This is a genomic window from Synechococcus sp. RC10B2 (assembly GCF_047502635.1).
Genome location: NZ_JANSHO010000005.1, coordinates 12,703 through 34,915, shown reverse-complemented (window position 1 = coordinate 34,915; position 22,213 = coordinate 12,703). Strand labels below are relative to the sequence as shown.

The 22,213-nt window shown below is 63.2% G+C and carries 16 protein-coding genes, 1 pseudogene, 1 CRISPR repeat array and 1 riboswitch (1 of these 19 cut by a window edge); of the genes and pseudogenes, 6 read left to right on the top strand and 11 right to left on the bottom strand.

Translation table 11 applies throughout. The annotated features are described in order from the left end of the window. Nucleotides 1-362 (top strand): annotated as a pseudogene (locus tag NW855_RS00515) (RNA-guided endonuclease TnpB family protein); the annotation flags it as partial. Here the strand turns inward: NW855_RS00515 and NW855_RS00510 are convergent. The 4 genes from NW855_RS00510 to NW855_RS00495 form a co-directional block, all read right to left on the bottom strand. Further along, a complete protein-coding gene (locus NW855_RS00510; RefSeq protein ID WP_414403024.1) occupies nucleotides 336-755 on the bottom strand; it encodes an SOS response-associated peptidase in 420 nt (139 codons plus the stop codon). The pseudogene NW855_RS00515 and the gene NW855_RS00510 sit on opposite strands and share 27 nt — an antisense overlap. Nucleotides 756-765: 10 nt before the next feature. Next, entirely contained in the window at nucleotides 766-4,170 is a 3,405-nt protein-coding gene (treS, locus tag NW855_RS00505) for a maltose alpha-D-glucosyltransferase (protein WP_240527908.1), read from the bottom strand. 244 nt (nucleotides 4,171-4,414) lie between these two features. Further along, complete coding sequence (locus tag NW855_RS00500; protein ID WP_011429970.1) at nucleotides 4,415-5,728, bottom strand: DNA double-strand break repair nuclease NurA; 1,314 nt, start codon at nucleotides 5,726-5,728, stop codon at nucleotides 4,415-4,417. Continuing rightward, complete coding sequence (locus tag NW855_RS00495) at nucleotides 5,712-6,665, bottom strand: 6-carboxytetrahydropterin synthase (RefSeq protein WP_099813206.1); 954 nt, start codon at nucleotides 6,663-6,665, stop codon at nucleotides 5,712-5,714. Before NW855_RS00495 ends, NW855_RS00500 begins: the two co-directional genes overlap by 17 nt. A gap of 202 nt (nucleotides 6,666-6,867) precedes the next feature. Here NW855_RS00495 and NW855_RS00490 point away from each other — a divergent pair, with 202 nt between their 5' ends. From NW855_RS00490 to NW855_RS00480, 3 genes are read left to right on the top strand one after another with little or no spacing between them, the layout of a single operon-like run. Beyond that, the gene (locus NW855_RS00490; RefSeq protein ID WP_414508246.1) at nucleotides 6,868-8,163 is read left to right on the top strand and encodes a homoserine dehydrogenase; all 1,296 of its coding nucleotides are present in this window, start codon (nucleotides 6,868-6,870) and stop codon (nucleotides 8,161-8,163) included. A gap of 39 nt (nucleotides 8,164-8,202) precedes the next feature. Further along, nucleotides 8,203-9,672, top strand: coding sequence for a protoporphyrinogen oxidase (gene hemG / locus NW855_RS00485; RefSeq protein WP_414402723.1), 1,470 nt, complete (start codon nucleotides 8,203-8,205; stop codon nucleotides 9,670-9,672). A 16-nt stretch (nucleotides 9,673-9,688) separates the two neighbouring features. Then, nucleotides 9,689-10,717 (top strand): DUF3326 domain-containing protein, encoded by a 1,029-nt coding sequence (locus tag NW855_RS00480; protein WP_414508245.1) that lies wholly within the window; start codon nucleotides 9,689-9,691, stop codon nucleotides 10,715-10,717. On the opposite strand, the gene NW855_RS00475 is transcribed toward NW855_RS00480, so the two are convergent. The 7 genes from NW855_RS00475 to NW855_RS00445 all read right to left on the bottom strand — a co-directional run bounded on the left by NW855_RS00475 (nucleotide 10,714) and on the right by NW855_RS00445 (nucleotide 19,385). Next, entirely contained in the window at nucleotides 10,714-11,187 is a 474-nt protein-coding gene (locus NW855_RS00475; RefSeq protein ID WP_414508244.1) for an MAPEG family protein, read from the bottom strand. The two genes, NW855_RS00480 and NW855_RS00475, sit on opposite strands and share 4 nt — an antisense overlap. A 56-nt stretch (nucleotides 11,188-11,243) precedes the next feature. Next, nucleotides 11,244-13,280: an ArsA family ATPase gene (locus tag NW855_RS00470; protein ID WP_414508243.1), complete on the bottom strand. Its 2,037-nt coding sequence runs from the start codon at nucleotides 13,278-13,280 to the stop codon at nucleotides 11,244-11,246. Nucleotides 13,281-13,328: 48 nt separating this feature from the next. Further along, a complete protein-coding gene (locus tag NW855_RS00465) occupies nucleotides 13,329-13,982 on the bottom strand; it encodes a hypothetical protein (RefSeq protein ID WP_011429977.1) in 654 nt (217 codons plus the stop codon). Nucleotides 13,983-13,985: 3 nt separating this feature from the next. Next, on the bottom strand, nucleotides 13,986-14,855 hold the full coding sequence (locus tag NW855_RS00460; RefSeq protein ID WP_011429978.1) for a (2Fe-2S) ferredoxin domain-containing protein: 870 nt from the start codon (nucleotides 14,853-14,855) through the stop codon (nucleotides 13,986-13,988). A 9-nt stretch (nucleotides 14,856-14,864) separates the two neighbouring features. Then, complete coding sequence (locus NW855_RS00455) at nucleotides 14,865-15,281, bottom strand: DUF1636 domain-containing protein (protein ID WP_011429979.1); 417 nt, start codon at nucleotides 15,279-15,281, stop codon at nucleotides 14,865-14,867. A gap of 97 nt (nucleotides 15,282-15,378) precedes the next feature. Next, the gene (locus NW855_RS00450) at nucleotides 15,379-17,322 is read right to left on the bottom strand and encodes a TonB-dependent receptor (RefSeq protein ID WP_011429980.1); all 1,944 of its coding nucleotides are present in this window, start codon (nucleotides 17,320-17,322) and stop codon (nucleotides 15,379-15,381) included. 39 nt (nucleotides 17,323-17,361) lie between these two features. After that, nucleotides 17,362-17,503: riboswitch (cobalamin riboswitch) on the bottom strand. 91 nt (nucleotides 17,504-17,594) lie between these two features. Beyond that, nucleotides 17,595-19,385 carry a DUF1565 domain-containing protein gene (locus tag NW855_RS00445; RefSeq protein ID WP_414508242.1) on the bottom strand — a complete coding sequence of 597 codons (1,791 nt, stop codon included), beginning with the start codon at nucleotides 19,383-19,385 and terminating at the stop codon, nucleotides 17,595-17,597. Nucleotides 19,386-19,548: 163 nt separating this feature from the next. On the opposite strand from NW855_RS00445, the gene NW855_RS00440 reads away from it, so the two are divergent. Both NW855_RS00440 and NW855_RS00435 read left to right on the top strand, forming a co-directional pair. After that, nucleotides 19,549-20,766 carry a pentapeptide repeat-containing protein gene (locus tag NW855_RS00440; protein WP_011429982.1) on the top strand — a complete coding sequence of 406 codons (1,218 nt, stop codon included), beginning with the start codon at nucleotides 19,549-19,551 and terminating at the stop codon, nucleotides 20,764-20,766. 188 nt (nucleotides 20,767-20,954) lie between these two features. Beyond that, on the top strand, nucleotides 20,955-22,085 hold the full coding sequence (locus NW855_RS00435) for an LptF/LptG family permease (protein WP_011429983.1): 1,131 nt from the start codon (nucleotides 20,955-20,957) through the stop codon (nucleotides 22,083-22,085). 58 nt (nucleotides 22,086-22,143) lie between these two features. After that, nucleotides 22,144-22,213: a CRISPR direct-repeat array (repeat unit 37 nt; unit sequence GTTTCCGTCCCCTTGCGGGGAAAAGGTAGGGATCAAC) (it continues 883 nt past the right edge of the window).

Sequence of the window (22,213 nt, the reverse complement as noted above, 5' to 3'; positions counted from 1 at the left end):
GCGGTTTTAACCAAAACTTTGTTTTCGTCCCAACAGGTCGGTTCAAGGAGCGTATTGCGCAATTATGTCGGCATTATGGCATGGAGTTTATTGAGGTAGAGGAGGCGTACAGCTCGCAGGCAAGCTTCCTAGATGGAGATGGGCTACCTAGTTATGGTGAAAAACCCGACGGGTGGAGACCCTCTGGAAAGCGTGTCAAGCGGGGCCTGTACCAAACGGCAAAGGGGTGGTTGGTCAAGGCTGAGGCAAATGCTGCCGCCAACCTGCTTAAGAAAGTCAGCAGAACCTTGGGGCTTTGCGTGAAGGAACTGTCTAGAGGCGCTTTGACAACGCCGTTACGGGTTCTTTTGTGGGCTGCGTAAGAATCCCCTGGGTGGGAGTGTCAACAGTCGCTCCACTAGGTAAAACCAGTAGGGTTGCCTCCCCTGCTTGCCCCGGCCGACCCACTCATAGAAGCCATCTGCCGGGATCAGGAGGCGGCGGCGGCAAAAGGCCTGGCGGAAAGAGGGTTTTTCGGCCACCGTCTCGGCGCGGGCATTGATCCACCCAGCCTGGGGAGCTTGGCTCCACCTGGGGATCAAGCCCCAGCGGAAATGGACTGCCTGACGCTGCAGGGATCCCGCCACCACCGCCAGCACCGGCTGAGAAGGGGCGATGTTGTCGCGGGGCTGGAGCGCCCCAACTGCCCCCCTCTCGATTGGAAAATGCTGCTGCAGCCGTTCGGGGGCAACTGCCAGGCTAAACCGTTCGCACATCTGGGATCCCTCAGACCTTGGTGGAAATGCCCAGCAACTGCAGGATCCCCCGCAGCGGGATCTCCACCCACTCGGGGCGGTGGTTGAGCTCGTAGCCCAGCTCGTAGATGGCCTTCTCCAGCAGGTAGGCCTCGAGCAGCACTTCCAGCTCCTGCGGGCTGCGGGGCAGAAAAGCCCCTTGAGAAGCCACCTGCAGATATTCGGCCAAGAAGGCGGCGCAGACCCAGCGGTGCCAAAACTGGGCCCAGCGCATCATGTCAGGGCACTTGTCCCCGCAAACCAGCCCGCTTTCCAATTGCTGGCGCAAGCCGGTGTGGACGGCGTAGTGGAAAGAGCGCAGCATTCCCGCCACATCCCGCAGGGGGCAGCGTTTGAGGCGGCGCTCTCCTAGCGACCGGGCCGGCTCCCCTTCAAAGTCGATGATGACAAAGTCCTTGCCGGTAAACAGCACCTGGCCCAGGTGGTAATCCCCATGGCAGCGGGTGCGCAAAGCCGTGATCTTCCGCTCCAGGATGAGGCGGAAGCGGCTCATGATCCCCCCTTCTTGGTCGCGAACGGTGCGGGCCAACTTAGCCTCCAGTTCGGGCAGCTTGGGGATCTGCTTGTTGAGCAGCGGAAACACCTGCCCCACCAAATTGCGCATCGATTGATAGATGGAGCGCTGGTAGAGACTGGAGAAGGGCTCGGGGGCAAAGTCCTTGTTCTCGGTGTCGGCGGCCAAGGCAAGGTGCAGCTCGGCGGTGCGCTTGGCCAAGATCCGCACCGACTCCAGGTAGCTGCCGATGGTGGCGTAGGCCAGCTCCGGCAAGGGAAGGTGCGAGAGTTCCAGAAAGGATCCCCGCGGCACGGGCACCGCTTCCGCCTCTGCGTGATGAACCAGCACCGTCTCGAAAAACTGCCCCAGGCTGTCCAGCGTGTAGTGCCAGGCATCCCCCTCGTTGGGGATGTACTCCTGCAAGATGGCCAACGTGATGGGCTGATCGCCGGGATCAAAGCCCCGCGCCCCACGGCGGCGGCGATACTCCAGGGATCCCAACAGCCGCGGCACCCGCACCTGGGGATGGTGCTCCAGCAGATAGCGGCCGATCTCCAGCTCTGGATTTACCCCCTCGGCCACCTTGCGGTAGAACTTGAGGATGTACTGGCTGCCGTAGACCACCGAGGTGTTGCTCTGCTCCGCCTTGAGGATGCGGGGTTCCAGGCCGAGGTGGTACTCAAAAGGGGCAAAGGTGGTGGCCCACAGCTCCCCTGAGGAGTGGCGCAGACGGCCCTGCTGGGCGATGATCTGCAGCGGCAACGACAAAAAGCTTTTATCGGCCAGGGCGTCGAACAGCACGCCCGGCGGCTCCCCAGCCACTTGCACAGGGACAATCGCCGCCTGGGGCGCCTCTACGCGCAGGTGCATGGCCGCCTCCTGGATGGCATAGCCCACGGGTAAAGAGTAGAGTTCTGCCTCCCCCTCGGTAAACTCGACCTGCAAAAGCAAAATCTGGCCCCGAAAGGGGGGATCCCCTTCCCGGTTACAGGGAATGGCATCCAAGATCTGGGCCGACTGGATCTGGCGGGCTTTGGAGCCGAACCAACGGCAGCGGTAGAGGTAGTCGCCCAGCACCGCCTCCACCTGCTTTTGGCTTTCCCCCTGGAAGAGGCTTTCCCAACTGCCGTTTTGAACCAGCAGGGTGGGCAGGCGATCCAACTCTTCTGGCTTGCTGTGGCTGGGGTGGATCCGCTCCGTTTGTCGCTGCGGCTCGAGGGAAAACCAGTAGAAGGAGTGGGGGCCCAGGGTCAGGAAATAGGGCAGTTGGCCGATGGGAGGAAACGGCGTGCGCCCGAAGATCTCCACCGGGATCAGCCCCTCCCAGTGGGCCAAGTCCAGCTCCACAAACTGCGCGTAGCGGGAGAGGTTGGCCACCACCAGGATGCGCTCGTCGCCGTAGGCCCGCATAAAGGCCAGCACCTTGCGGTTTTCCGGGTGCAGCAGCTCAAAAGAGCCCCGGCCAAAGGCTTGGAAGCGCTTGCGCACCGCGATCATCCGTTTCATCGTCCACCACAGGGAATAGGGGTTGTTCCGCTGCGCTTCCACGTTGACGGTTTCGTAGTGGTACTCGGCGTCGATGACGATGGGCAGGTAGAGCTTCTGCGGGTTAGCCCGAGAGAAGCCGGCGTTGCGGTCGGCGCTCCACTGCATCGGCGTGCGCACGCTGTTGCGATCCCCTAAGTAGATGTTGTCCCCCATGCCGATCTCGTCGCCGTAGTAGATGACCGGCGTGCCGGGCAGAGAAAACAGCAGGCTGTTCATCAGCTCGATGCGGCGGCGGCTGTTGCCCAGCAGGGGCGCCAAGCGGCGGCGGATGCCCAGATTGACCCGCGCGTTGGGATCCTTGGCGTACACCTGGTACATGTAGTCGCGCTCCTCGTCAGTGACCATCTCCAGGGTGAGCTCGTCGTGGTTGCGCAGGAAGATGGCCCACTGGCAGGTTTCGGGAATGGGGGGAGTCTGCTGCAGGATGTCGATGATGGGGAAGCGATCCTCCATCTGGATGGCCATGAACAGCCGCGGCATCAGGGGGAAGTGAAAGTCCATGTGGCACTCGTCCCCGTCGCCGAAGTAGGCCACAGCATCTTCCGGCCACTGGTTGGCTTCTGCCAGCAGCATGCGGTTGGGATATCTTTCGTCAATGTATTTGCGTAGGGCCTTGAGGAAGGCGTGGGTTTCCGGCAGGTTCTCGCAGTTGGTTCCCTCCCGCTCGTATAGGTAGGGCACGGCGTCCAGCCGCAGGCCGTCCACCCCCATGCTCAACCAAAAGTCCACCACCTCGAAGATGGCCTTCTGCACGGCGGGGTTGTCGTAGTTGAGATCCGGCTGGTGGGAGTAGAAGCGATGCCAGTAGTAGGCCTTGGCCACCGGATCCCAGGCCCAGTTGGAGGTTTCAAAGTCTTGAAAGATGATGCGGGCCTCTTTGTACTTTTCCGGGGTGTCGCTCCAGACGTAGAAGTCCCGCTCAGGGGTGCCGGGGGCGGCGCGCCGAGCCCGCTGAAACCAGGGATGCTGATCGGAGGTGTGGTTGAGGATCAGCTCGATGATGACGCGGATCCCGCGTTGGTGGGCGGCATCTAGAAAGATTTTAAAGTCCTCTAGGGTGCCCAGCGCGGGGTTAACGTTGGTAAAATCAGAAACATCATAGCCATCATCCCGCAGCGGGGAAGGGAAAAAGGGCAGCAGCCAGATGGCCGTGATGCCCAGATCCTGCAAATAGTCCAGCTTTTCGGTCAAACCCTGGAAGTCGCCCACGCCATCGCCATCACTGTCGAAAAAGGCGCGCACCGGTAGCTCGTAGATGATCGCGTCTTTGTACCAGAGGGGGTTGTAGGTTAAGGGAGAGACGAGGCTGCGCAGAGGGGCTTGGCTCATCATATCGGCAACAGAGACAGGATTTGGACACCTTGGCAACCCTAACCGTTGAACAGGGATCCCCTCAATAGGCTGCAGCCTTTTCTGGGGTGCCAGGGATCCCGGTAGGCGATGCGGTTTTGGGTCTGACAGGGTGATTTTAACCCCTCACCGCCAGCCCCTCTCCCAGGGGGAGCCCTCACCCCCAGCCCCTCTCCCTGAGGGAGAGGGGAGGTAGGGAGGAAGGGTTTTGCAGCACTGGCACCAATTAGGCGATGCCGGTTCGCTTCTGGGCTTCCTTACGGGAGACGGCTACATGGCGCAGGCCGGCGCGGATCAGCTCCTGCTCGATCAAGGCGAAGAAGCGCTGCCGATCCCCGCTGCGCACCACGGCCAGATGGTGGGCTTCCGCCAGGGCGATGGGGTAGCCAAAGCCCTTTTGCACCTGGCTTAGCACTCCGGCCAGGGCCCGCTGCAGCAACTCGGCGTCTTGAGCCACCCAGGCGGGAAACTCTAGCCGGGCGATCTCCGGCAGGGATCCCTCCCCAGGGTTTGCGCCGACATTCAAGTAACAGCAGTGGATGTGGTGTTCCCCAAAAGTCTCCAAGACGCTGGCGCCACTGCGCCAGAGGGGGCTGCGCTCTCCCGGCTGCAGCAGGGATCCCCAAAAAACGCGATCTGCTAGGGGGGCAAAGGGCTGGCAGGGGGGAGTTTTCTCGCCGGCGCAGTAGCGATAGCAGTCGCAGCCCAGGTAGGGACACAACCCCAGGCGCAGATAGTTGAGGGTTTCGCTGCTGCGGGAAGCGCTGATGTAGCCCACCAGGGGGATGCGAGCTGCCCGCAACTGCTCCAGAGTTGCCAGGATGGGATCCAGCCAGGGACGCTGGGCTGGCTTGGGCAGCGGCTCCAGCCCCCAGGGGATGAGGGATCCATCCAGCAGCGCTAGCACGGGGCGACTCCTAGGCAGCGGCAGGGCCAATTGGGCCAGCTCCTCCAGCTCTGCCTGAGCCCGCCGCAAAGCCAGCACCGCTTCGGCATCCAACGCAATCTCCCCCCCCTCCCCGCGATCTTCTTCCCCAAGGCCTACGGCCTGCCTACGCGATCGGCTGGGTCGGTGGCGAAGAGGGTGGAGGGCTGTTCCTGGAAGAGAGTTGGATCGCTCAGGTTGAGCAAAGGGCTCCTGCCCGTAGATCAGCAGGGGCTGGCTGTCCAGCAGCGGCCACTCTTGCGTGCCGTAGTGGAGAGCCACCCGCCCGATGTTGATGAGCGAGCAGTAGGCAATCTCGTGGTGGCTGGGCAGGATCTGGGAGCCGTCGGTGGCCACCACCGTGTGCGGCCCCTGCAAGGGCTCGACTTTGGGCAGGGATCCCCAGGTTTCCGGCGGCTCGGCGGGGCTGGCGCAGGTAAAGGCGAGATGGGAGCTCCACTCCGCCCAGCGCGACTGCCAGGTTTGGGGTTCTCGCTGCAGGCGGGCAAACTCCTGCAAGGCCAGGCGCAGACGCTCTTGGTTGGCCTTCGACTCCTGCTGCAGGTGGCGGGCAAAGGCGGGAATCTGCCCGCTCAGCTTAACCAGATCCAGCATAGGCGGCTGGCTCAGCCCTGCCGGCGGCCAGGGGCTCCACTTCGGAGGGATCCCTCTTGCCCTCGCTCGCGGGGTATGTGGTGGCAGCGGTAGCTGCGCCCAGCTCCTCTAGCGGAAACTCCCCGTAGACTTCGCTGCTGTTGTTGGGGCTCTCTTGCAGGCGAACCCGATGCAGTTGCACCCCCAGCTCGCGCAGGGGCAAAGTCAGCAGCCGCTGGACGTAGAGGGCGATGTTTTCGGCGGTGGGCACCACCTGGGCAAAGTAGGGGACGTCTTTGTTCAAGAAAGTGTGATCCAGGGGCTTCACCACCTGCTCCTCAATCACCCGCTGCAGAGCTGCCAAATCCACGATCATCCCTGTGCGCGGGTCGATGGATCCCTTGACGGTAATCTCCAGGCCGTAGTTGTGGCCGTGGCCGTGGGGGCGAGCGCAGAGGCCGTAGATGGCAGTGTTCTCTTCCAGGCTGAGGTGATCGAGGGCCAAGCGGTGGGCGGCGCTAAAGTGGGTGGCAACGGTCAAATAGGCTTGCATGGCTTCTCCTCGGTATTCGGCCCAAAGCTGGGGATCTTCGTAGAGGCGCACACTGCTGAGCGGCAGCGCGTCGGCTAGGCGCTGCCAGATGGTGTAGGCAATGAACTCGGTGGTGGGCAGGGTTTGGGCAAACTCTGGCCAGACTTGGTTGAGGTAGGCGAAGTTCAGTTCTTGAATCACCCGCTCCCGAATTACCTGCTTGACCTGGGAGAGGTTGAGCACCATGCCGTACTCATCCACCTCCCCCGTCAAGCCCACCTCCAGCCCGTAGTTGTGGCCGTGGCCGGGAAAGCGGGCGTGGGAGCCGAAGCGGGCCAGGTTCTCAGCTTCGGAGAGCTCCGGCAGCCAGTAGCGGTGGCTGGCGGCAAAGTGGGCGCGGCGGTAGATGGTACAGGTTCTGGACATGAGGGCTATGAGAGAAAGGGATCCCTCCTTCAGCATAAACTCCAAACCAGCACTGCCCCTGCGGCGAGGGATCCCTGCGCCTGGCTCGGCGCGCCTTCCTCCTGAAGCCCTTGGGGATGGATGGCCAAAATCTCGCCCTAGGGGGCCAAGAGTGTGTCAACCTGGTAAAGGTAAGAAAGTCTTTGGGCCCGAGGGAGCGGCTGTGGTCTATCGGGTTGGGCTATTGGGGCTGGGTACGGTCGGCACGGGCGTGGTCGAGATTCTACAGCGCCCTCCTCACCCCCTCTTGCAGGCAGTTGAGATTGCGGCGGTGGGGGTGCGCTCCCTGGACAAGCCGCGGCAGGTGGCGATCCCGCCCGAGCGCCTGACCACGAACCTAGAGGGGATTGTGTCGGATCCCGAAATTGACGCGGTGATTGAGCTCATGGGCGGCTTGGAGCCGGCCCGCAGCCTGATCCTAAAGGCCATCGACCACGGCAAGCCGGTGATCACAGCCAACAAGGCGGTCATTGCCCGCTATGGCGAGGAGATTTTCCAGGCTGCCGCCCAGGCCAGGGTGGCGGTGTTGCTGGAGGCAGCGGTGGGGGGTGGGATCCCCATCATCCAGGCTTTGCAACAGTCGCTGCGGGCTAGCCACATCCAGGCGGTCTGGGGCATCGTCAACGGCACCACCAATTTCATCCTCAGCCAGATGACCCAGGAGGGCAGCTCCTTTGCCGAAGCGCTGGCCCAGGCCCAGGCCCGCGGCTACGCCGAGGCGGATCCCAGCGCCGATGTGGAAGGATGGGATGCGGCGGACAAGATCGCCATTCTGGCCAGCCTGGCTTTTGGGGTGTCGGTACCGCGACAGGCCATCCCCTGCGAAGGGATCGGCAGCATCAGCTCCACCGACATCCGCTACGCCCGCGAGTGGGGCTATACTTTTAAGCTTTTGGCCATCGCCCAAAGGGCCGAGGGGCAGGGAGGTGAACCAACCCTGGATATTCGCGTCCACCCCGCCCTGCTGCCGGTTACCCACCCGCTGGCCAACATCCACGGGGTGGACAACGCCGTCTGGGTGCAAGGGGATCCCTTGGGGCAAGTGGTGCTCTCAGGGCCAGGGGCGGGCCGGGGGCCAACCGCCAGCGCGGTGCTCGGGGATCTGCTTATCCTACTTGCCCACCTGCAGACGGGGGCTCAGTTGCCCAATCCCCTGTGGGGCTTTGCCGCCTCCCCTCCTGTTGCCTCCTTGCTGCCGCTGGCAGAGGCGCAGTCGGAGTTTTACGTGCGAGTGCTGGCCCAGGATCGGCCGGGGGTGATGGGGGCCATCGGCACCTGCTTTGGCCGGCACGGGGTGAGCCTGGAGAGCATCACCCAAAAGGAGTGCCACCAGGAGTTGGCGGAGATTGTGATCCTCACCCACAGCGTGCGCGAGGCCGACTGCCGCCAGGCGCTGGCCGAGATCCAGCAGCTTCCCCAGGTGGCCGAGATCCCCAGCCTATTTCGCGTACTGCGCTAACGAAGATTGGCCCCCCGGACGTGATGGAGGAAAAACACCTTGGAAGCGGCAGTGAATCCTGCAACCCCTGAACCCCTTAACGCGGAGGTGGTGGTCATTGGGGCGGGCATCAGCGGCCTGACGCTGGCCTGGCGCCTGCAGCAGGGTTTATCGGCTAGGGGGGGATCCCCTCAAGCGGTGCTCCTGGCGGAGGCCAGCTCCCGCGTCGGCGGCTGCATTTCCACCCAGTCCAAAGACGGCTACCGCTGGGAGGAAGGCCCCAATAGCTTTACCCCCACCCCTGCCCTGCTCAACCTCATTGCCGAGGTGGGCCTGGCCGACCAACTGGTGCTGGCCGATGCCAAGCTGCCCCGCTACATCTACTGGGAAGGAGCGCTGTTGCCGGTGCCTCTGAGCCCCGCGGCAGCCCTGGGATCACGGCTGCTCAGCGTGGGCGGCAAGCTGCGGGCTCTGCAGGGCTTGTTGGGGTTTGTCCCGCCGCCGCCAGGACGCGAGGAAACGGTGCGGCAGTTTTTCCGGCGACAACTGGGATCCGAAGTGGCCGAGCGCCTGGTGGAGCCCTTTACCTCGGGGGTTTATGCGGGGGATCCGGATCAGCTCAGCGCCGTGGCGGCTTTCCCTCGCGTGGCGGGCCTGGAGGAGCGCTATGGCAGCCTCTTTGCCGGCGCCCTGCAGGCTCTGCGCCAAAGACCCCAGCCTTCTCCTGCGGCCATCCAACCCCCGCCCAAACGGGGCCAACTGGGCAATCTGAGGCAGGGGCTGCAGCAGTTGCCAGAGGCCCTAGCCCAAAAGCTGGGCGACAGCCTGCGGCTGGGCTGGCGAGCGCTGCAGCTGAAGCGGGCGGGAGAGCTCTACTGGGTGGGCTTTGAGACCCCAGAGGGATCCCGCTGGGTGGCTGCCCGCCAGGTGGTGCTGGCCCTCCCCGCCTACGAGGCTGCCGCGCTGCTACAGGAGCTCAACCCCCCGGCCAGCCAGCTCTTGGCCGAGATCCTCTATCCGCCGGTGGCGGTGGTGGCTCTGGCCTATCCCCAAGAGGCCCTGCCCCAGCCGCTGCGGGGCTTTGGCCACCTCATCCCCCGTTCCCAGGGCCTGCGCACCCTGGGCACGATCTGGGCCTCCTGCCTTTTTCCAGAGCGGGCTCCCCAGGGCTACCACAGCTTCCTCAGCTTCCTGGGCGGCGCCACCGATGCGGCCTTGGCCCGCCGGCGGGGGATCCCGCCCCTCACGGCTTTGTCTCCTCAAGAGCGGGCCCAACTTGCCCACGAGGAGCTCAGCCAGGTTCTGCTCACCCGCCGCGCCGAGCCCGTCTACCTGGGCGAACGTCTCTGGCCCCGCGCCATCCCCCAGTACACCCTTGGCCACCGGCAACGCATAGCCCAGGTGCAGGCCCACCTGGCCTCCCAGACGCCAGGGATCTGGGTATGCGCCAACTACCTCGATGGCGTGGCCCTGGGCGATTGCGTGCGGCGGGCCGAGGCGCTGGCGCAGCAGCTGTTGTCCCAGGTCTAGTCCTCCCAAGTGGCCAATGGGTCGCCCCTACACGGCGCTGCTTTTGGTTCCCACGGGCATTGGGGCCCGCGTGGGTGGCTTTGCCGGCGATGCCCTGCCGGTGGCCCGCGCCTTGGCCGCTGCAGTCGACTGCCTCATCACCCATCCCAATGTGCTCAACGGCGCCACCCTGTTTTGGCCGATGGGGAATGTGCTCTACGTGGAAGGGTACGGCCTGGATCGCTTCTGTGCCGGGGAGTGGTTCCTCAGGCCGGTGCGGCAAAACCGCGTCGGGGTGGTGCTGGATGCCGGGATCCCAGAAGACTTGCGCCAACGCCACCTGCACGTTCTGCAGGCCGCCCAGGCCACGCTGGGGCTGGACATCGGCCCCTTGCGCTTGACTCCTCGACCCCTGGGCGTTGCCGTCAGCTTCTCCCCTGCCGGGGCCAGCCAGGGATCCCTAGAGGATCCCGAGGCGCTCCTGGAGGCCGCCCGCGAGCTGCTCTGCGCGGGAGCCGAGGCCCTTGCCGTGGTGGCCCGCTTCCCCGACGATCTGGACTTCAGCCGGTACGAGCAGGGGCAGGGGGTCGATCCCCTGGCTGGGGCCGAGGCCATCCTCAGCCACCTGGTGGTGCGAGAGCTGGGGATCCCCTGTGCCCACGCCCCCGCCTTCTACCCCGATCCCGCCCCTAAGCCGGTCCACCCCCGCGCCGCCGCCGAAGAGGTGGGGTTTACCTTCCTGCCCTCCGTTTTGGCGGGGCTGAGCTATGCCCCCCAGTTTATCAGAAGGGGGGATCCCCCCCAGCCGGGCGACCTGACCGCGGAGCAGGTGGACAGCGTCATTGCCCCGGCCACTGCCTTTGGCGGCCCCGGCCTGCTTTACCTAGCTAGCCGCCCCCGCCCGCCCCTGTTTATCGCTGTCGAAGAGAACGCCACGGTGATGCAGGTCCACCCTCGCCAGTTGGGGATCCCGCATGTGGCCGTTAGCTCCTACCTAGAGGCCATTGGCGTGGTGGTGGCCCACCGGGCTGGGGTGGCCCTGTCTTCCCTGCAACTGCCCGGCTAGGCCAGGTTCTGGCCCAGAAACGGCAACAGGCCAATGAGCAGCAGGCCCAGCGTGGCCAGCGACCCGACCAAGAAGGAGAGGGAGCGCCCGATGGGAATGTCGCCAATGTAGAAGAAGTTGTAGAGCAGCCGCGCCAGCAGAAACACGCCGCAGAGCACGGCCACCCCTTCATCGCCGCTGAGGCCAAACAGCCAGGGATCCGGGTGGGGGCCGGTGACGTAGGCTACTAGAGCTGAGGGCGCAAAGGTGCCCAGGGCCTCGAAGCCATTGGCGTGGGCCCAGGTAGCCCGCTGGCCGTAGGGAGGCAGCCGGTCGAACATTGCCCGGGGCGCATGGGGATCGTAGCCGACGCGGGCGCGGGCATAGCCCACCACGCCCATAGGCAGGTACACCAACAGGATGGCCGCTGCGATGGAGAACAGAGGAATGGCTTGCAGGGGGAGGTTGAACACCATAGGCAAAAGCAGCAAGGTGAGGGGGAAAAGCCGCACTGGCACCTTTTCCAGGCTAGCGGCTCTGCCAGGCGCTAGGTGGAGGTTTCTGGCAACATCGGGCTAGAGGAAGCCAGCAGGTAAGCCCCGATGGCCTCTAAGCTGGGTGGGTGCAGAAAAGGGACGGTGACAATGGCCTGCTGGGAGAATCGCTGGGGCAACTGGGCCAAGATGGCCTGGTGGCGGCGCCGCAGCGCTGCACCAAAGGGGGTGGCCTCCTCCAGCCAAACCCGATTGAGAACGGCGTAGGGATGAGGGATCCCCAGGGCATCCAGTTCCGCCAGAAGGCGCTCGGTTTCCGCCAGAACCGCCTGCTCCGGGTTGAAGACGGGGATAAAGCTAACAAACTGGGGATCCCGCAGCCGCTGCCGGAGCTGCCGCACCTGGCCTAAGAGATCCCGCAGCCGCTGCGCCCATTCTGGCCGGCCCACCACGTCGCGGTACTTTAGCCACAGCTTCAGGGCCAGGCTGACCCAACCTTCCAGGGCCTGCGGCATCTGCAAAAAGCGCAGGAGATGGCCGGTGGGGGCTGTATCCACCACCACCAGGTTGAACTGGCCGCTGGCCTCCTGCTCCAGCACCGTCAGCAGGGCCATCACCTCGTCCAGGCCCGGTGGAGCCATCTGCAAAAGCTGCCGCCAGGCCTGCGGGTCGTACTGAACCTCCACCCCCGCCGTCCCTTCGCCGGCCAAGATGGCCGCCACCTCTTCCAGGTACTCCTGCCGGAAGCGCTCCAGCACTGCCGCCGCCTCGATCTCCTGCCCCAGCAAATTGGGCAGCAGCGGCAGCGGATCTTGCCCCAATTTCACCCCGAACAGATCCCCCAGCGAGTGGGCCGGGTCGATGGAGACCAGCAAGAGCTGCCGGTCGGGATGGCGTTGGGCCAAGTTCCAGGCCAGCGCCCCGGCCACCGTGGTCTTGCCTACCCCGCCTTTGCCTCCCACCAGCAGCAGGCGGATCCCTTGGGCCAAAAAATCTGGCAGGGCCACCCTTGGGGGGGAGGGGATCCCGCCGACAGGCTCCCCTGGGCTAGCGGGAATCTCTTCCAACTGCAGCAGCACCTCTGGCAAGGGACGAAGCTGCTGCACCAGCTTGTCCAGGGCCGCCGGCCCAATGGGCTCCTCCAGTTGATAGGGACAAACCCAGATGGGATAGCCAGGCAGCTCCTCTTGGAGCGCTTTTAGCCAGCGCCGCTGTTCCTGCTGGCGGGCCAGGTAGAGGGGGGACGGCGGGATCCCAGACGACGCTCTCCCGCTGGCTCCCAACAACACCTGGTTGACCAACAGGCCGCCAATGGGCACCCGGCGGCTTTGCAGTTGTTGACAAAAGCGGCGCGTCTCCGCCACGCTCAACGGCTCCGGGATCAGCACCAGCCAGGCGGCAGTGCTCTCCGGGTCGGTGAGGCGGGCTTTGCCCCCCTCCAGCTCGCTCTGCAAGCGGGCCAGGAAGGCGTCGGCCTCATCCGGTCGATAGGCGCCCGTGAGGGATTGGACAACCTCGCGGTGCTTGGCCTGGAAGGTGGCAAACACCGCCAGCAAATTGTCGAGAAAGTCGGGCAGTTCCAACAGCCGCAGGGTGTGGCCGGTGGGGGCGGTATCCAGGATAACTGTATCCACCTCTTGGCCCGCCAGCAGCCGGTTGACCTCTAAGATGGCCATCAGCTCGTCCACCCCCGGCCAGTCCAGATCCCAAAGGGGCAGGAGATCTTCCTTGGCCAGCCAACTGCCCCGCTCGGCAATCAGCTCCAGAGCCGGGCCGTAGGTCTGCTTGAAATCCTGCAGCAACACCTCGGCCTGGAGAGCCCGCACCTGCAAGTTGGGCCAATCCGGCAGGGGCTGGGGAACGTCGGCCACCGGGATCCCCAGCACATCCCCCAGGGAGTGGGCCGGATCGGTGGACAGGAGCAGCAGACGGCGCTCTGGTTGCGCCTGGGCCAGGTGACGGGCCAGGGCACAGGTGAGGGTGGTTTTGCCTACGCCCCCCTTGCCGCTAAACAGCAGCAGACGCTGGCAAGGAGAAAGGAGAGACAGGCGGAAAGCGCTCCCGCCACAATCGAGTTGAGCAGGCTGCAAAGGGATCCCTTCTGGCACAGGTCACCCCCATTGTGGCCTGGATCTCCCTTAGGGATGCTCCAGATCAGCGAAGTTTCCCCTCTCCCACCACAACCGGCGTCCTCTGTCCCACGCCAGCAGCGCGTGGATCCCAAGCCAAAATCCCGTCCACAGCCAGTTGTCCAGCCAGATCTTGGCCAAGATGGGCAGGGTCAAGCCCTCCGTTCCGCCCAGAACCAGGCCGGCTGCCAAGATCAGCCCTTCAAAAGCAAGGAACCCTAGGATCAGCATGGCTGGGATCCAAAGATAGTTCAGCAGCAATTGCCTTGGCCTAATAGGTTTGGACTGAGAAAACAGAGGTCGGTAGCCGGCAGCAAAAGCGACCCCCACCGTGCCGATCCCCAAGACCAACCCCCAAGCAAAAGAATCAGGTGTACGGGGATAGTTGTGCCAGGTGTAGCCAAAGATTTGGTTGGCCAGCCAAATCATCGAAGCGCTAATAATTGCCCTTTGGCGAGTTAACGTGGTGCCCGCGATGATGCCAACAGTTACAAAAGGAAGCGTGCAGGTATAGGCAATGTTGCTCAGGCAGCCGATGGTGGTAAATAGGCTGGGCCAAAATCGACCTTGGGCTAGATCTCGGCTGGCTTGGATCCAAATTACTTCTGGGATCCCGCGGCGAGGCTTGGGGATGGACTGGACAAGAGCTTGTAGGCTAACCATAGGCTAATCTCCAGGAAAAAGGTGAGCTTTCAAGGGGCAGTTCTTTAGCAGATGCTCCTGGACAATTTGCCGCGCTACTTGGGGGGTAACCCGCTTGTACCAGGTGCGATCTCCGGAGTAAAAAACCACCGGCCCTTGTTGACAGACTTCTAGGCATCCGGAAGTAATGACCTGAATATCCAAATTGGCTTCCCGCAGGGCCGATTGCAGAGCTTCCACAACGGGCTGATAGTGGCGAGAAGGATAGCAGCGGCTGGAACGGCAAACCGCCAAATAGGGCCGCTTGAGGGGGTTATCTTCATACGGGATCCGCTCTTTTCCCTCGACGTAAATGGCCCGCAGGCGTTCATAAAGGGAGAGCTTCTGATAGTCGGCTTTGCCTTCGGGCAGGTAGTCTTCTCCTGGCCCCAAAAAGGGACTGGGCAAAAAGATCTGCAGCAGCGATTCCTCTGCTCCGTTCCAAAATTGGATCCCCCATTGGCGAGGCTGGCCCTGCGGATTGAGGCGGCGATAGAGGGCGGCGCGGCCGACCAATCTTTTGCGGCGCAGCTCAGGTGGAGTTCTGCTGTAGGGGCCGCCCTGGTGCTCTTCTAGACACAGGTGCAAATGCCAAGTTTCGGTGGCCACGGTCAAATAGCCGTCGTAGAGCACACAGAGAGCAGGGGGATCCTTGAAGGCCGCCTCCAGCACTCCTCCCTCCACCACCTGGCCCACTTGGATCTCGGCCCAGCGCTCCTGAAAGAGCTCATAGAGCAATGGCCCAAGACAGTCGATGTGAGCCGGGATCCCTTCGTAAACGGTTGTCCAGCCGGTGGGGGAAACCTCTTGCCAAGTCTGGTTTAAGGGCGTGATCCAGGGACTGAAAGCGGCCATAGGTTGCTCCTATTGGATTGGCGGAATGCGGGCAATCACCCCCTTTTTGATGGGGCGCTCTGCCCAGGGCAGGATCCCATCGGGCTTTGTCAAATACAGCTCCGCCGTTTGTAAGATTGGCTCTACATCTTTTGGATCGAGATCGCCAAAGACATAGGTCATCTTCCCCGGGGCTGCTAGGGCAATCACGCAGGCATGGCTGCAGCCGCTCATACAGGCAACTGGCTTCAGGTGCAATTGGGAATTGAGCACTTGCGATTGCAAGGCGGCCAGGAGCATTTCTCCTTTGCTAGTCCCTTCTTTTTGGCCGTTCACCCAGCGAGATCCGCAGGTGGTGCAGATCCAGAGGTAATGTTCGGCCTCAGCTTGAGCCGAAGTTGTCGATGGAGAAAAGTTAGGAGATAGAGAGTTGGTTGAGATCGCCATAAGTTGCATCCAAACTAAACCGTAAAGCAGACAATCAACTTGGAAAGTTCTCGCTAAAAGTGGTCAGCCGGAGAGTTAAAAACAGCCTGGGATATCGCTAAAATTGCCCCCGCAAGTTCACCCTCAGCGTGCGGCCAACTCCGGGATAGCCGGGGAAAACTTCATACTGCTCATCCAGCAGGTTGTCGATCCCCAACTCTAGGCTCAGGGCCTCAGCCAACGGGATCCCGCCGCGCAGAGCCACGGTGGTGTAGCCTGGCAGGGATTCCGTATTGGCATTGTTGGTAAAAAAGCTCCCAATGTGATGGACCAAAATCGAGCCGTACCAGCCCTGCTCGTGGCGGTAGCTTAGGCCTAGATTGAAGCTATCGGCTCCTACAAAGGCTAGCTCTTTGCCAACTGTGGCCGGGTTAAGGGCAGCGCGGATGATGGGATCATTGAGGGTATAGTTGGCAAAAAGCGTCCAGTTTTCCCCCAAACGCAAATCTAAAGCCGCTTCCAGGCCGGTATATTCGACCAGCCCGATATTTTCATAGGTTCCCCGGCGCGGCCCAAGGCTGACAAAGGTGATGCCATCGCGGATGCGGTTGTGGGCAAAAGTTAAGCGCAGCAGGCCAAAATCTCCCAAGGTTTGATCCAGGCCGATGTCCAAGCTCTCCCCTCGCTCTGGGCGGAGATTGGGGTTGCCATCCACTTCAAAAAAGCCGCGCAGCCGAAAGAACAATTCCGAGATCAAGGGGGTGCGAAAGCTGCCGGCGTAGCTGGCCCTCAAGGTAGTTCCCTCGGCAACTGCCCACCGGATCCCCACAGCCGGCGAGGTGGCCGAGCCGTTGGCCAAACTGCTGAAGTCCTGACGGATGCCCAGGTCGAGGTGGAACTGGGGATCCGGGCTGTAGTCCAGGCGGGCAAACAGGGCCCCCTGGTTAACCGTATCGTCGTAGTTGATATTGGCAGAACCCCTGGCAAAAGAAAAAGTCGTATTGCGGGCTGAGATAGAGCGATAATCTGCCCCCAAAACTCCCTCTAGGTTTTCGCCGGCCTGCCAAGCATATTGAAGCTGGGATCCCCAGCCATTGCGCAAGATGACGTCGCGGGATCCCTGGCTTTGCGGAGCGCTGAAGCGGTAGTTGAGATCGTCCAAAAAGACTCTTGCCTGCAGGGATCCTGTTTCCTGAGTCCACAGCCAACTGAGATCCAGCAGCAGATCGTTGGTGTTTTGCTCTGCGTCGGGAGAGGGAAACTCTACACTGCCGGGCACGCGAAAGGCTTTGTTGAGGTAGAGGGCGTTGGCTGTTAGGACTTGATCTTCGGCCAGTTGCCAGGTGAGCTTGGCCTGCAAGTTGTGGTACTCCACCGCCGAGTTTTCCCGCCTGCCTGACTTGCCCAGCCGCTCAATGGCAAAGGGAAAGTCGTTGTTACTTTGCAGACGGCGATAGCTGAGCACCCAGCCCAGATCCTGGGCTTGGCCGCGACTTTGGATCCCTTGCTCATTGAGACCGTAGCTGCCGACCGCCGCTTCCAGCACCGTCTCCGTTTCTGGCTGCGGCTCCACCGTGACGATGTTGATCACGCCGCCAACGGCGTCTGAGCCGTACAGGGTAGAGCCGCCGCCGGGGGAGACTTCAATTCGCTCGACGACATCGGTGGTGATTTGCGAGAGGTCAAACCCCCCGAAAAAACCCAGATCGTTGAGAGGGCGGCCATCCAAGAGCACCAATACCTGCGCCGTTCGCGCCCCTCGCATGAATTGAGAGCTAAGAGCTCCCAACTGAGTTCCCGCTGTGCCATCGCTGAGGATCCCGGGCAAGTAGCGCAGGGCTTCCTGCACCGTCCTTGCCCCTTGCTGGCGCATCTGCTGGCGGGTGATGACATAGACTGGGCGGGAAGACTCTCGCAGCAGGCCGGGACGGCGAAACGGGGTGGTGACGGGTTGATTCAAAATCTCGGCGCTGAGGCCGGTATCCAAGATTGCCTGCCCCCAGGCCGGGATCCCCAAACTCAAGATCCCCAGCCCAAGGCTGAGACATACAGTTACTTTCATCCGGTTGCTCCTGCTTCCGTGCGACGCGGAAGGGCTAAGCTTTGAGCCAAAGCCGCAGGCGGGCATCCTGACTGAGGGCCTCAGCCCATCACAGTTGCGGCACAGCGCCGGATTTGCACCGGACTTTCCCCATTGCTTGCCCTGGCTGATCCCCAGGACAACCTGACGGCACGGCTTTCCTCCCCATTGCTCTGGAAAAAGCCGTGCTAGGCATCATACATTCCCTGCTGGGGAGTTCCTATCCTGCCGGGGGGGATCCCTGGGCAGTGAGGTCAACGGAAGATCATCTCCGCCACCGCGTCAAAGCCGGCGTCCAACAGCCGATCCAAGACTGACTGGGCCTGGCTGCGGCTGTCGTAGAGGCCGGCCTGCAGCACCCTCCTGCCGTTGAACACGGTCTCCACCGCTTCGGGGACGAGCTGCCGCAGCCGCTGCAAATCGTCGCTGCCCTTGGGGGTCACCAGCACACGAAAGCGGGTGGCCGACTCTGCTGGGGCTACCGCCGGTTCTGGAGCCGCGGCAACGGGAACAGGGGGGGTTGTTGGGCTGCTGCCCGCTTGTCGGCGAGCCGGGGGTGGCAGGAGGGTAGTAATATCCGTGAGAGGAGCCACAGATTGCTGGCGGACGGGAGTGGCAGGAGCAGGCTCAACCGGTTGGGCAGGCGTGGTGGAGCCATCGGGGGTGAAGGGGACGGCAACAAACTCCTGGGGTTGAGCGCCTGCCGGCTGAGGGGGGGCACTGGGCAAAATGCGCCCTCCCGATCCCGCTGCAGGAGGGGGAACGGGGGCAGTCGATTGGGGCACCGTCACCACCGGCAAGGTGGGAGAGGCCGCCGCCGGCTGGGGATCCCTGCTGGGAGCCGGAGGCTCGGCCTGCGGAGTTGTGGGCAGCGTCAAGCCGCCTGCCGCAATGGGTGGCGGGGCGTTGCTGGGCAGCGCAGCCACCGTGGTCTGGCCGGCCAGATCCAGTTCCCCTTTGGTTTTGCCTGCCAGTTGGTTGCCGTTGGCGTTGAGGCGCAGACTGCGGGTGGCGTTGAGGATGTCGTACTGGCCGTTGCCCTCAAAAATGTTGTTGCCCGGATCCGAAGCCGTGCCCAAATCTGGCTGGGCGGTGGTGATAGCTGTCAGGCCAGTCTCCAGGTTGCGGGCAATGAGATTGTTGCGCAGGATGGGACGGGCGCTGCCGCCGACCACAATGCCGGTGCGGTTTTGCAGGATGCGGTTGTTGCGCACAATCGGCGCCGAGCGCTGGTCGATGGTGAGGCCAAAGCCGGTCTCTTGGAAGAGGTTGTTGACAATGGTGGGCTGGGAGGTGCCCAAGACGGAGATGCCGTTGGCCCCGTTTTTGTAGAAGCGGTTGCCTTCTATCCAGGGGTTGGAGGCGCCGGCGATGAAAATGCCGTCGTGGATGCTGCCCACAAAGCTGTTGTTGAGAATGCGTGGGGAAGCCGATTCTACCCAGAGGGCGTAGCCGCGCCGACCCTGGTTGCGCAGGGTAACCCCCCGCACCTCTGAGCCGGTCTCTGCCAGCAGGGCAACGTTTTGCCGGGCCAAGGTCGGGCTCATGTAGGTGCCGCCGCCATCGATCAGGTAGCCCTCTCCCAAGGTGGACTCGTCCCCGCGCAAGATAAGGCCGGCCTTGAGGCGGATGGGGAAGACTTCGCCGCTTTCTGCGCTGTACACCCCCGGCAGAAGCTGGATGATGCTGCCGGCTGGCGCCCGGCTGATGGCATGGGTGATGGTCTTGAAGGGGTTGTTGCGGGATCCATCCCCTTGGGTATCGCTGCCATTGGCGGCATCCACAAAAATGGCGGGGCGGTCGTCCGGCAGCGGCGGCGCTTGGGGCAGGGCCTGCTTCTCCAAAAGGCCGGTGTCCAGGGAAGTTTGCGCCCAACTGGGATCCCTTCCTGCCGCCAGCAGTAAGCTGGTGCTCAACAGCAAAGAGGTGGCCAGTCGCGTCAGCGTCGCGGAGCCGTGACGCTGCAACCGCAAGTCAGGCAGGACTGCTGTAAATTGGTGTTCGCCGGATTTCTGCAGACGGATGAACGATAAGGAAGAGATCATAGGAGTCATCCCCACACCAGGCTGGGCCAGACAAGGAAGGAGGGTCGAGGCTATCCTACCAAACCTGACAGGCAGGATCCTGCCCTCTTCCCCAACTCCAAATACGGACTGACGCAGGCTTCTTTTTGTAGATCCAACGCTACCCCTAGAGTATACCCTTGCCATGACCGACGAAGCCCTTGCCCGCGAAGGCTCCTCCCAAGAGTTGCCGCTGGCTTCCCTCTCGTCTGGGCGCCCCCTGCTCAACCTGCTGTTGTTGGGGATCCCAGCCCTGCTGCTGCTGCTGGGCCAGTGGGCAGGGCAGCCGGCCCTGGGCTGGGGGGCGGTGCTGGCTTGGCTGGGCCTGGCCGGCTGGTGGGGGCAGCCGCTCTGGGTGCAGATCGGGCGCGACCTCTGGCAGTGGCTGACCACCTGGCCCAGCCTGGGGTGGGCGGCAGCAGCTCTCGGCTTGGCGGTGATGGGAGGATTGGTCTGGAGTGGAGCCTTCTCGGCCCTGGGATCCCTGAGCTGGGAGGCCATCGGGGCTTTGGGCGAGGTGTTCGGGGCTACAGGTCAGATCCTGATCGCCCTCCTGGCCGCCTACATCGCCTGGCGGCAGTACGTCATCTCCCGCGACCTCACCATCCAGCAGAACATCATCACCCAGCAGCAGACCATCGACGCCTACTTCGAGGGCATCTCCAACCTGGTTCTCTCCCCTGACGGGCAGTTGGACGACTGGCCCCTGGAGCGGGCCATTGCGGCCGGGCGCACGGCGGCGCTCCTCAACGGCGTGGATCGCTTTGGCAAAGCCAAGATCCTGCGCTTCCTCTCCACCGCTAACTTGCTTAGCCCCCTGCGCCGCGACGAACACCTGGGCCGGCCCATCCTGGACGGCAAAGGCGGCTACCAGCGGGATCGCCTCAACGGGATCCGGGTGGTGAATCTGGGCACCATGCTGGAAGGGGCCGACCTGCATGGCACCCTGCTGCGGGGGGTGGACTTCAGCGAGGCCAGCCTGGAAAGAGCCAACCTGCGGGATTGCGACCTCAGCCACACCAACCTCTGCGGGGCCAACCTGCGCAATGCCGACCTGCGCGGCGCCGATCTCTACCGCGCCCTCTTGTTTGTGGGATCCCTGCAGACGGCTTCTCCGGCTCAGCCAGGAAAAAAGCCCGATTTTAAAAGCGGGGCCTACGCCGGCGCCATCGTGGCCGGCGCGGACTTTCGCCGGGTGCGTCGCCTTTCCCCCGAACAAAGAGCCTACCTGGCCGCCTGGGGAGCCAAGCTGGATCCTGAGCCCCCGCTTCCCCTCAACTCCTCGGCCAGCCGTTTGGATCCCGGCGGCGAAACCGAGCCCTTACCCCCTCCTGCCGAGCCGCCGGCCTCCCGGAGGCCTTGATCCAGAGCCAATGGCCGGCAAACCTGGGTTCAACGCCAGCGCTGCCATGGTCATGGCAAACAGCCATGAAACAGCTTGTGAGTTGATCCCAGCTCCCCTCTCCCTCTGGGAGAGGGGCTGGGGGTGAGGGCCTGCCGGAGAACCGTTCAAGCTAGCCTGAAATAGCCCCAATCCCTCAATTGTTGGACATGGCCCGCTTGCTCACCAAGTTCTGGCTGCTGGAGCGCTACCTGTTTGGGCAGATGCTCACGCCGGTGCTGGCCGGTATAGCTGGGGGAACCCTGCTGCTTTTGGCAGGCCGGCTCTTTACCTTGGCCGAGCGGCTGGTCGAGGGATCCGTGCCGCCCCTGACGGTGTTGCGCCTTCTCATTTTGGATCTGCCGGAGATGGTGCTGCTGGGCATGCCCATCGCCGCTTTTTTTGCCACCATGCTCACCTTGGGCAAGCTGAGCGGCAACAGCGAGATTACCGCCATGCGGGCAGCCGGGATCCCGTTTACGCGCATTTTTCGTCCCCTGTTGCTGGTGGGGCTGCTCATGAGCCTGAGCGCTTTTTGGATCAGCAACGTGCTCCTGCCGGCCAGCAAACGAGAAATCCGCCAGATCGACCAGCAGGCGCTCCTGGCCCGGGCCACCACCCCGGTGCAATACGACGTCTTTTTCAGAACCGCCCGCGTTGGCGGGACGGAAGACAACCTCTGGTTTTTCATCCGCCAGGTGGATCCGCGGCTGAACACCATGCAGGATGTCACCATCTTGCAGGTGGATCCCTTGCCGGGGGGCAAGTACCAGTTGGCAGAGGTGACCCTGGCGGCCCAGGCGGTGTGGAATGGCCTGGACTGGACCCTCAGCGAAGGGGTGACCCACCGCTACGGCCCTGACGGCCTCAGCCTGGCCGAAGAGCCCTTCGACCGCAAGCCGCTAGAGGTCTCCCAAGATCTGGCCGCCCTGATGCAGCCGCCGGTTCCGCCCAACGAGCTGAGCCTGCCGGAGCTGGCGGAGCGCATCTCCCGCCTGGCCCGCTCCAACCTCAATACCCAGCCCCTGCGCACCGAGTTCCACATGCGCTTTTCCCTGCCCTTGGCCAGCTTTTTTGCCGTCTTGATCTCCCTTCCCCTGGGATCCACCACTGCGCGGCGGGTGGGCCGCTATGGGGGTGTCGTCTTCGGGATCCTGTTGGTGTTTGCCTACTACGTGGTGCTGAGTGTGTCTCGCAGCCTGGGCGAAGCAGGAGCCCTTCCCCCCTGGGCGGCAGCCTGGAGCTTCAACATCCTCTTCGGCGGCCTCGGCCTGCTGCTGTTGGCCCGCTTCCTGCGCTAGGGATCCCTTCTGGGCAGAGCAACCCCCGACCTAACCAGGGATCCACCGGAGCCCTATAGTTTCCGTCCCCTTGCGGGGAAAAGGTAGGGATCAACGGTGTTCCTTTATCCCTGTAAAGGGAGGTACAA

Coding starts and splice junctions, on each gene's coding strand:
- NW855_RS00510 (WP_414403024.1), bottom strand. CDS start 755: ATGTGCGAACGGTTTAGCCTGGCAGTTGCCCCCGAACGGCTGCAGCAG.
- treS (WP_240527908.1), bottom strand. CDS start 4,170: ATGATGAGCCAAGCCCCTCTGCGCAGCCTCGTCTCTCCCTTAACCTAC.
- NW855_RS00500 (WP_011429970.1), bottom strand. CDS start 5,728: ATGCTGGATCTGGTTAAGCTGAGCGGGCAGATTCCCGCCTTTGCCCGC.
- NW855_RS00495 (WP_099813206.1), bottom strand. CDS start 6,665: ATGTCCAGAACCTGTACCATCTACCGCCGCGCCCACTTTGCCGCCAGC.
- NW855_RS00480 (WP_414508245.1), top strand. CDS start 9,689: ATGGGTCGCCCCTACACGGCGCTGCTTTTGGTTCCCACGGGCATTGGG.
- NW855_RS00465 (WP_011429977.1), bottom strand. CDS start 13,982: ATGGTTAGCCTACAAGCTCTTGTCCAGTCCATCCCCAAGCCTCGCCGC.
- NW855_RS00460 (WP_011429978.1), bottom strand. CDS start 14,855: ATGGCCGCTTTCAGTCCCTGGATCACGCCCTTAAACCAGACTTGGCAA.
- NW855_RS00455 (WP_011429979.1), bottom strand. CDS start 15,281: ATGGCGATCTCAACCAACTCTCTATCTCCTAACTTTTCTCCATCGACA.
- NW855_RS00450 (WP_011429980.1), bottom strand. CDS start 17,322: ATGAAAGTAACTGTATGTCTCAGCCTTGGGCTGGGGATCTTGAGTTTG.
- NW855_RS00445 (WP_414508242.1), bottom strand. CDS start 19,385: ATGATCTCTTCCTTATCGTTCATCCGTCTGCAGAAATCCGGCGAACAC.
- NW855_RS00440 (WP_011429982.1), top strand. CDS start 19,549: ATGACCGACGAAGCCCTTGCCCGCGAAGGCTCCTCCCAAGAGTTGCCG.
- NW855_RS00435 (WP_011429983.1), top strand. CDS start 20,955: ATGGCCCGCTTGCTCACCAAGTTCTGGCTGCTGGAGCGCTACCTGTTT.